At 68.3% G+C, this 8,889-nt stretch carries 11 protein-coding genes; 5 read left to right on the top strand and 6 right to left on the bottom strand.

Features of this window, described 5'->3' with window-relative positions:
- Positions 1–317, bottom strand: a 317-nt coding sequence (locus tag ACSMFO_RS22810; RefSeq protein ID WP_436460438.1) for an IS5 family transposase, incomplete at its 3' end; no start/stop codon positions are given.
- Positions 318–355: 38 nt separating this feature from the next.
- Entirely contained in the window at positions 356–1,162 is an 807-nt protein-coding gene (locus ACSMFO_RS22805; RefSeq protein ID WP_436460433.1) for a helix-turn-helix domain-containing GNAT family N-acetyltransferase, read from the bottom strand.
- A 104-nt stretch (positions 1,163–1,266) separates the two neighbouring features.
- On the opposite strand from ACSMFO_RS22805, the gene ACSMFO_RS22800 reads away from it, so the two are divergent.
- Positions 1,267–2,586 carry an NAD(P)-binding domain-containing protein gene (locus ACSMFO_RS22800; protein WP_436460432.1) on the top strand — a complete coding sequence of 440 codons (1,320 nt, stop codon included), beginning with the start codon at positions 1,267–1,269 and terminating at the stop codon, positions 2,584–2,586.
- Positions 2,587–2,607: 21 nt separating this feature from the next.
- Here the strand turns inward: ACSMFO_RS22800 and arsB are convergent, their stop codons facing one another.
- Together arsB and ACSMFO_RS22790 are read right to left on the bottom strand one after the other, a co-directional pair.
- On the bottom strand, positions 2,608–3,681 hold the full coding sequence (arsB, locus tag ACSMFO_RS22795) for an ACR3 family arsenite efflux transporter (RefSeq protein WP_436460431.1): 1,074 nt from the start codon (positions 3,679–3,681) through the stop codon (positions 2,608–2,610).
- 29 nt (positions 3,682–3,710) lie between these two features.
- Positions 3,711–4,115, bottom strand: a complete 405-nt coding sequence (locus tag ACSMFO_RS22790; protein WP_436460430.1) for an arsenate reductase ArsC — start codon at positions 4,113–4,115, stop codon at positions 3,711–3,713.
- A 126-nt stretch (positions 4,116–4,241) separates the two neighbouring features.
- Here ACSMFO_RS22790 and ACSMFO_RS22785 point away from each other — a divergent pair, with 126 nt between their 5' ends.
- Entirely contained in the window at positions 4,242–4,634 is a 393-nt protein-coding gene (locus ACSMFO_RS22785; protein ID WP_174492024.1) for an ArsR/SmtB family transcription factor, read from the top strand.
- Positions 4,635–4,760: 126 nt separating this feature from the next.
- Positions 4,761–5,843, top strand: a complete 1,083-nt coding sequence (locus ACSMFO_RS22780) for a hypothetical protein (RefSeq protein WP_436460429.1) — start codon at positions 4,761–4,763, stop codon at positions 5,841–5,843.
- 47 nt (positions 5,844–5,890) lie between these two features.
- On the opposite strand, the gene ACSMFO_RS22775 is transcribed toward ACSMFO_RS22780, so the two are convergent.
- Positions 5,891–6,274 (bottom strand): hypothetical protein, encoded by a 384-nt coding sequence (locus tag ACSMFO_RS22775; RefSeq protein WP_436460428.1) that lies wholly within the window; start codon positions 6,272–6,274, stop codon positions 5,891–5,893.
- A 470-nt stretch (positions 6,275–6,744) separates the two neighbouring features.
- Here ACSMFO_RS22775 and ACSMFO_RS22770 point away from each other — a divergent pair, with 470 nt between their 5' ends.
- Positions 6,745–6,915: a hypothetical protein gene (locus ACSMFO_RS22770; RefSeq protein WP_436460427.1), complete on the top strand. Its 171-nt coding sequence runs from the start codon at positions 6,745–6,747 to the stop codon at positions 6,913–6,915.
- 56 nt (positions 6,916–6,971) lie between these two features.
- Positions 6,972–7,412 carry a hypothetical protein gene (locus ACSMFO_RS22765; protein WP_436460426.1) on the top strand — a complete coding sequence of 147 codons (441 nt, stop codon included), beginning with the start codon at positions 6,972–6,974 and terminating at the stop codon, positions 7,410–7,412.
- Here the strand turns inward: ACSMFO_RS22765 and ACSMFO_RS22760 are convergent.
- The gene (locus ACSMFO_RS22760; RefSeq protein WP_436460425.1) at positions 7,336–8,832 is read right to left on the bottom strand and encodes a hypothetical protein; all 1,497 of its coding nucleotides are present in this window, start codon (positions 8,830–8,832) and stop codon (positions 7,336–7,338) included. The two genes, ACSMFO_RS22765 and ACSMFO_RS22760, sit on opposite strands and share 77 nt — an antisense overlap.
- Between the last annotated feature and the right edge of the window lie 57 nt (positions 8,833–8,889).

The following is an 8,889-nucleotide window of genomic DNA, read 5'->3' as shown; positions in this document are numbered from 1 at the left end:
ACCACACTCGAATCGACGGAAACGATCCACTCGAGGTCGCCAACGGCGTCGTCTTTGACGATCACCCGGTCGAGAATCCGGTCCCAGGTGCCGTCTTTGGTCCACAACCGCAGCCGCTCATGCGCCGTCTTCCAAGGCCCGTAACGATCAGGCAGGTCACGCCAGGGCGCACCAGTGCGCAACTTCCACAGGATCGCGTTGATGACCTGGCGATGATCCCGCCACCGCCGACCACCACCTTGCCGCGGCGGCAGCAACGGCTCGATCACCGCCCATGCCTTATCCGTCAACTCACCACGACCAACCACACCCGCAATCCAACCGAACCCCAGCTAGATCACTTACAGGACACGCCCTAGGCGGTGACCGGGCCGCGGCGTTCCAGGAAGACGGCGTCCTGCCAAGCGCCGTCGCGTCGGACGATGCGCTCGCGGATGCCGACGGTGCGATAACCGGCACTCTGATGCAGGGCGATGGAGGCGCGGTCATCGGTGAAGACCGAGGTCTGCAGCGTCCAGAGCCCGGCCGCGTCGGCCTCCGTGACTTGCTTGTGCATCAAGGCTTTACCCACGCCGCGGCCACGGTGGCTTTCAGCGACATGGACGGATGTCTCGGCGACTCCCCGATAGCACTCGCGTTCCGAAACCGGGACGGCGACCGCCCAGCCGACGACCTCGCCGCCGATCTCGGCGACCCATCGGTGGTCAAAGGTTTCGCGACTGGGAACCTCGGCTTTGAAGGTGGCGATTCCTTCACCACGGATCCGGCGGACCGAGTCCCGGTCGTCGTCGCGCAGCGCGCGGACGACGACGTCTTCCGGCAGGTTCTCCGGACAGCACGGACGCGGGGCGAGCAGGCCCATCACGGCGTCGGCGGCGTGCGGCAGCCCGCTGCAGCAGGCCTGGTTGATCGTCACGACCGTGGCCGTGCCTTCCTTGCGCAGGTGCAGGAAGCCGACCTCCGCCAGTTTTCGGACATGGTGGGAGCACGTCGACTGGCTGGTTCCGAGGATCTCCGTGAGCGCGCCGACGGTCAGGCCACGCGGCGAGGTCGCGACCGCGTGCAGGAGTTTGACCCGCATGGGCTCGGCGAGACAGGCGAACCAGCCGGCGTAAGTCGCGGCTTCATGTTCGGGCAGGAGAACGGGCACAACCGTGGTCATGCCGCACAGTATCGACCAGAATCGATGGTTGCGTCAATCGATCGCGGTCGATACAGTCTCCCGCATCGCTTCAATCGAGACAGATCGATGAAAGGTGCCTGGGGATGAACGAGCTGCCTGTCGTGGTGATCGGCGCGGGACCGGTGGGGTTGGCGGCGACCGCCGAGCTGGTGGAGCGGGGTTTCGAACCGCTGGTGTTGGAACGCGGCGCGGGGGCGGGCGCGGGAGTGGCCGAGTGGAATCACGTGCGGTTGTTCTCGGCCTGGTCCGAGCTCGTCGCTCCGGCGGCCGGGCGGTTACTGGAGGGCACCGGCTGGGCGCGACCCGATGATGAGGCTTATCCGACGGGTTCGGAGTGGACCGAGCGGTACCTGCGGCCGCTGGCGACGGCGCTCGGCCATCGGGTGCGGTTCGATGCCGAGGTGGTCGGTGTCGCGCGGCGAGGCCGGGATCGCGTCGTGGACGGCGGCCGCGACACGGAGCCGTTCACCGTGCATGTCCGCGCCGGGGACGGCTCGGAAGAGCGGATCGCGGCGCGGGCGGTCATCGACGCTTCGGGGACCTGGTCGACGCCGAATCCCCTTGGCGGGGAAGGACTTCCCGCCATCGGCGAACGAGCGGCGGCGGACCGGATCGCCTACCGCGTGCCGGATCTGGGCGACCCGGCGGTGCGGAACCGGTACGCGGGCGGACACGTGGTGGTCGCGGGGAGCGGACACTCGGCGCTGACCGCGCTGGTCGCGTTGGCCGGGCTCGCGAAGGACGCGCCCGGTACGCGGATCAGCTGGGTGTTGCGCCGCGGGTCGGTCGGCAACACCTTCGGCGGTGGCGACGCCGACCAGCTCCCGGCACGGGGCGCGCTCGGCCTGCGGGCTCAGGAGGCCGTGAAGTCCGGGCTGATCGACGTCGTGACCGGATTCCGCACAGAAGCGCTCGAACGCGACGACGCGGGGAGGCTCACGCTGATCTCCTCCGCGGGACAACGGATCGAGCACGTCGACGAAGTGGTGACGCTCTCCGGGTTCAGGCCGGACCTGACCTGGTTGTCGGAGCTCCGGCTGGAGCTGGACCCGACCCTGCAGGCGCCGGTCGCCCTCGCGCCGCTGATCGATCCGAACGTGCATTCCTGCGGAACCGTCTACCCGCACGGCGCGAAGGAACTCGCCCACCCGGAGAAGGACTTCTACCTGGCCGGGTTGAAGAGCTACGGCCGAGCGCCGACTTTCCTCGCCATGACCGGCTACGAACAGGTCCGCAGCATCGCCGCCGAACTCGCCGGTGATCACGAAGCGGCGACGCGCATCGAATTGCACATGGCCGAAACCGGCGTATGCGGCGGCGCCGGGCTGTTCGACGAGCCTGACGACGCGGCGTCCGGTGGATGCTGCGTCACGCCGGAGACGGAGGTCCTGACACGGTCGTGACCCTCGCCCGCGCGGTTCCGATCACTCCACCGGGGCTTTCGTGGTCCAGCGTTTCCGCAGCCGGAGACTCACGTACACCAGGGCGACCAGCACCGGGACCTCGATCAGCGGTCCGACGACCCCGGCGAGCGCCTGGCCCGACGTCACGCCGAAAACGCCGATGGCGACGGCGATCGCGAGTTCGAAGTTGTTGCCCGCGGCGGTGAACGCCAGTGTCGTGGTGCGTTCGTAGGACAGCCCGGACGCCTTGCCCAGCAGATATCCGCTGGTCCACATGACGGCGAAGTAGGCAAGCAGCGGCAAGGCGATCCGGGCGACGTCGAGAGGCCGGGACGTGATGGTCTCCCCTTGCAGGGCGAACAGGATCACGATGGTGAACAACAGGCCGTACAACGCGACCGGGCCGATCTTCGGCAGGAACGTGCCCTCGTACCACTCACGGCCCTTGTTCCGCTCCCCCGCGCGGCGGGACAGATAGCCCGCGGCGAGCGGGATGCCGAGGAAAACGACGACGCTGAGCGCGATTTCCCACGGTGAGAAGTCGACGCTCGAGGTGTCCAGACCGAGCCAGCCGGGCAGCAGGTCCAGGTAGAACCAGCCGAGCACCCCGAACATCAGCACCTGGAAGACCGAGTTCACCGCGACCAGCACCGCCGCGGCCTCGCGATCACCGCAGGCGAGGTCGTTCCAGATGATCACCATCGCGATGCACCGGGCGAGACCGACGATGATCAGGCCGGTCCGATACTCGGGTAGGTCCGGCAGCATCAGCCAGGCGAGCGCGAACATCAGCGCCGGGCCGAGAATCCAGTTCAGCACCAAGGAAAGCACCATCGTGCGCCGGTCCTTGGTCACCGCGCCGAGCCGGTCGTAGCGGACCTTCGCCAGGACCGGGTACATCATCAGCAACAGCCCGAGCGCGATCGGCAGCGACACCTGCCCGATCTTCACCGCGTCCAGCACTTCCCGCAGACCGGGGATCACGCTGCCCAGCAGCAGCCCGGCACCCATCGCGACGATGATCCAAGCCGGCAGATAACGGTCCAGAAAGGACAGTTTGCGCAGGACATCGGGCTCGTCGGCGGTATGCGTCACGTTGGGGCCTCCTGGCTCCGGGAAGTCGTTCAGGCGTCGAGGATTTCGGCGACCAGGCCGCGGACGCGGCGGTCGATCTCGTCCCGGATCGGACGGACGGCGTCCAAGCCCTGCCCCGCCGGGTCTTCAAGGGGCCAGTCCAGGTACCGCTTTCCGGGGAACACCGGACAGGTGTCCCCACAGCCCATGGTGATCACCACGTCGGATGCCTCGACGTCCTCGGTGGACAGCTTGCTCGGCACCTCGGCGGTGATGTCCAAGCCCCACTCCGCGAGCGCCGCGGCCGCGGCCGGGTTCACCATCGCGGCGGGCTCCGAACCAGCGGACCGGACAGTGATCCGGCCGAGCGAGTAGTGCCGCAGCAACGCCGCGGCCATCTGTGAACGACCGGCGTTGTGCACGCAGACGAACAACACCTCGGGTGTGCGGGTCATCGGCGGAGTCCTCTCGGCGTTCGACTGGATCGAAGTCCACGAATCCAGATTCAAGGACTTGCATCGATATTTGTCAATCCACCGGGTACGCTCGCCGTCGAAGGTCACTCCGACCGAGGAGGACACATGGCGACGGAGCACGGGCGCGGCCGGAAGCCGGTGCCCATCACCCTGCTGATGGCCGAGCCCGCGGCGGTCATCGCCCAGGACGAGGCCGAGCAGGCGGCGAAGTTGTTCAAGGCCCTCTCGGACCCGATCCGGATCAGGCTGCTGTCGCTGGTCCGTCATTCACCCGGCGGCGAGGCCTGCTTCTGCGATCTCGCCGAAGAGTTCGACATGCCGCAGCCGTCGCTGAGTCATCATCTCCGCGTTCTGGTCGCGGCGGGCATCCTCGATCGGGAGCGACGCGGCACCTGGAGCTGGTACACCGTCCTTCCCGAGCCGCTCCGCTCCCTGGAGACCCTTCTGCACGCCGGTGGCCCGCTGGCCGACCGGGCCGCGCCGCTGTCGAAGACGTGACCGTCCGGCTGACGATATGCCGCGGCACCTGACGGTTCCGCGGGCCGCCACAACATGTTCACAACAGTCCCGTGTCGTGTCGCCGGTCAGGATTCCTGCTCGATCTCTTCGACGCAGGGAGGGAACTTGCGCGCATTGAGGAAGCTTTCCGCGATAGTCGCGGTGGTGGCCGCCACCATGCTGTGTCCGGCGATGGCGAACGCCGCCGTCGGGTGCGCCGAACTCAGCCGGGGCAGCAACATCGATCCAGGTCTTGCCTCGATGCCGAACGGGCCGCTGGACATCTTCCAGGTCAGCTCGTCCGGCAACGTCTTCCGCACTCAGGTGGACCCCCGCACGAACGGAGTGATCACCGCCCAGAACCTCGGAGGCGTGTCACGTTCCGAGCCGGGCGCCGTCTCGTGGGGCCCGGGGCATTCGGCGGTCTTCGTCCGCGGCGCCGACGACGCGCTGTACTTCATGCAGTTCGAGAACGGTGTGTCGTCCGGCTGGCAGAACCTCGGCGGGGTGATCACCTGGAATCCGCACGCGGTTTCGGCCGGGCCCGGGCATCTCATCGTCTTCTATCGGGGCTCCAACAAACAACTGTGGTACCGCGAATACGTGAACGGCGTCTGGGGTCCGCACACCAGCCTCGGCGGAGTGCTGACGTCCAGCCCGATCGGGGTCTCCTCGCGGCCGGGCCATGTCGCGGTCGTCACGCGCGGCCAGGCCGACGATCTGTACTACCTGGAGCGGGTCGGGGCCGGCTGGAGCAACTGGGTCGGGCTCGGCGGCAGGTTCGCCGTCGACCCGATCGCCGTCTCCCGGGGGCCGGGACTGGTCGACGTGTTCGTGCGGACGACCAACTCGCGGGTCGCGGGGATCAGCTACAACGGCTCGTCCTGGGGCTCTTGGTTCGACCTCGGGGCGCCACGGGGCGGCGCGGTGTCCGAACCGGGCGCGGCCGCGACGAGTTCGGGCGAACTGGTCGTGTTCGCCCGCGGTGACGAGGCTCCCGCGCAGTTCCGCCCCATCACGCGCAACTCCTCGTTCGACGGCGGGGTGACCTGGTCGGGCTGGATCATGGTCGACGCGGGTTATGGCCCTCCGTCGTCCAACAACCCCGAGGCGACCGCGAACGCGTTCGGCGGTTGGAACGTCGCCGCGACGAACTTCCCTGCCGGTGCTCGTGTCGGACCGCTACGGGTCTGCTCGTCCTCGTTGTGACCGTGAAACCGCCGCCGGGCACCGTTCCCGGCGGCGGGTTCGTGGCCTCACTTCTCCCTCAGCCACTGGTCCGCCCTTCGCCAGATGGCCCGCGAATCGAGGTCGGCGGTGCGCCAGGTGGTGGCGCGGGTGGTACCGAGGTCGCGGTACTTCCGCATGATCGCCACATGGGCGGGCAATCCGACGAACCCACGCAAGCCCTCGTGATCGCGCCACACCGAAACCGATCCCAGCCGCCGGCGCAACGGTTCCGCCCACAGCCATTGGCCGACCGCGCCGGGCAGCCGGGGCCACTCGCGGCTGAGCACGTAGCCCGCCTGATAAGCACCCGGTGTGCTCCGGAAGTCGTCCAGCGTCAACGCGGTGACGCTGACCAGCACGTCTCCGGAGAAGTCCGCGGCATGGCCGGGCATCCACTTACCTCTGATCATGCTCGCTCCTCACGTCGCTTCAGCCCGAAATGGCTGCACTACGCTTATGATACGCATATGCTTATCATCGGCGAGGCCGGCGGCAGTGACGGTCTCAGTCCCGCCTTCGGGTCGTGAGTGTTTTGGGTCGTTAGGGCCAAGGGTGTCTTAGGTACCTACGGTCGGGCGGTTTCGCGTGACCGGTTGGACGACATCCGTGTCTGGCCGGACGACGCTCGGCAGGGCTCGGCCGTCGCCGAGGGGTTGCGAACGCCACTTTCGCAACGTTGAAGGTTGCGAAAGTGGCTTCCGCGCCACACCTCCAGCACCTTCACAGACCGTGAGCCTGAGACCGGCAACAGGTAGGTAGCCAAGACACCTTGACTAGAACGACCCGAACACTCACGACCACCCCACCCTACGTGCCGCCTAGTGCCATCCTGTGACCAAAGGACGGCACAGGGGGTGGCTGATTGTCGAAGCGGCGATACGTGGCAAGAGGAGTGCCTGGCGGATACCGGATCTGGGACAACAAGGGGCGGCGATGGTGGGGCGACCATTACGAGTTGTGCCCCGACGACCTGCTCACCGAGTTGAACGACGACGCCGACCCAGTGCGGATCACCGCCTTGCTCAAGCGCTATCGAGCGCTCCGGCGCTGACCTCGCCGGGCGTTGCGCCTACGCTGGCGATCACCGGGCCACGCGGGGAGGCAGCGATGCGCAACGAAGCCATGGAGCGGCTGGACGTCCTGGTCGGATCGTGGCGGACGACGCTGAGCGACGCGTGGTTCCTGGAACCGGCCGATCGAAAGGTGCCGGGTTCGGCGACGATCGAGTGGCTCGGTGAGGCGTTCGTGGTCCTTCGCTGGACGATGGACGGCGAGGACGGGCAAGCCGCGAGCGAGATGGTCCTGGTTCTCGGCCGCAGCGACACCCGCGACGCGTATACGGCCCTGTATCACGATGAACGAGGTGTGTGCCGGGTCTTCGCCATGACCTTCGACGGAACGAACTGGAGCCTGAGCCGGGAAGACCCCGACATGTTCCAACGGTTCGTCGCGGAGGTCGAGCCGGATCGGATCACGGGCCGCTGGGAGGCGTCCGAGGATCAGGGATCCACCTGGCGCAAGGATTTCGACCTCGTTTTCGAGAAGTAGGCGTCAGGTCTTCCGGACAGCGCCGGTGAAACCCGCGATGAACAGGGTGGCCGACGCCCACGCCGCCAGCTGCAGGGCCCAGCCCGCGACGGTGAGGGCCTGCCCGGTGGCGGTACCGGTGGGGGCGCACAGCTCCCGCGCTCCCGTCTTGACCAGTGGCAGCCCGAGATCCAGCCCCACCCCGATCCGTTCCACGACAGCGCATGGCGTCGCCGGTGCGCTCGCGCGCGGTGTGCGCCAGGCCGCCCTGCCCGCCGAGGACGAGGGCCGGCATGACCGAACCGGCGAGGACGGTGAGCAACAGCAGCAGCGCTCGCCACGGTTGATAGCCGAAGCCGAGGGCCAGCCCGGTGAACCGGGCCCACATCCGGTCGTGCCACCGAAGCCCGCCGCGGCGGATCTGATCACGCCGTTGCGCCATCAGGATGTCCCGCACTTCGGCGTCGTGGCCGGCCGCCCGGTGGACGGCGGCCAACTGCTGATAGGGCTGGGCGGCGTAGCCGGGCGTACGGGCACGCAACAGCTCCAGCCACCGGGACAAACCGATCTGCTCCGGAAGGTCTCCGTAGGTCGTCTCGGCGATATCGATCAGAGCCCCCGACGCCTGATCCGACCGGGTCACCTCACTGGTGTCCAACCACAGCGAGCCCTCGATCGACGCCCCGTTCAACCGGATCACGGCGGGTTCGGTGCCGGTGGCCCGGAACCCGGCGCGCAGGAACACGGCCCGGTCGACCTTCAGACCGTCGGCGTACAAGGCAGGCCCGGCCGGGTTCTCCAGCCACGCACCGCCGCAATCCAGCAAGCCGACGTGGGCGTCGACCAGTTGGACCGCGCCGGTGGCCCGGAATCCGGCGCGCAGGAACACGCCGTGATCGACGTGCAGCCGGTCGGCCTGCAGGGCGGGCCCGGACGTGTTCTCCAGCCGCGCCCCGTCGCATTCCAGCACCCCGAGATGGGCCCCGCGCAACCGGACCGCACCGGCCGGAGTGCGGGCGTTCACGACCACGCCCTTCATCGTCATCGCCGAAGTGGTGAACCTTTCGGCGTCCACCGGCGGATCCTGCGCGGAATGCCCGAAGCGGGAACGGTCCAGCACCAGGCCCGGCAGGCGGCCGTCGCGCAGGTCCAGGCCGTCGGGCAGGAAGCAGTCGACCAGCTCGACCCGCCTCTCGCCGGCGATGTTCGCCAGATCGAGGCGGCCGGTGATCCGCGCCCCGCGCAGCCGCAGGCCGTGTGGATCCACCTCGACGTCCCGGCGGCCGCGGACCAGGTCACGGATCAGCGCCGCGGAGACGGTGCGGCTGCTTCCCCACGACGGCATCTCGGCCGGATCGACCCTTCTGCCACCGGTCAGGTCGAGCACCTCGCCGTCGCGGACCGCGTCGAGCAGGCGCTGCTCCATCCCCTCGTCTGACACCCGATCATGCTGGCCCGCCCACGGCACGACGGCAAGCGCGAAACTCGAGTGCGATCG

This window comes from Amycolatopsis sp. w19, from assembly GCF_051373225.1.
GTDB lineage: Bacteria > Actinomycetota > Actinomycetes > Mycobacteriales > Pseudonocardiaceae > Amycolatopsis > Amycolatopsis japonica.
The sequence above is the reverse complement of the archived record's forward strand: the minus strand, read 5'-3'. Positions and strand labels throughout refer to the sequence as shown.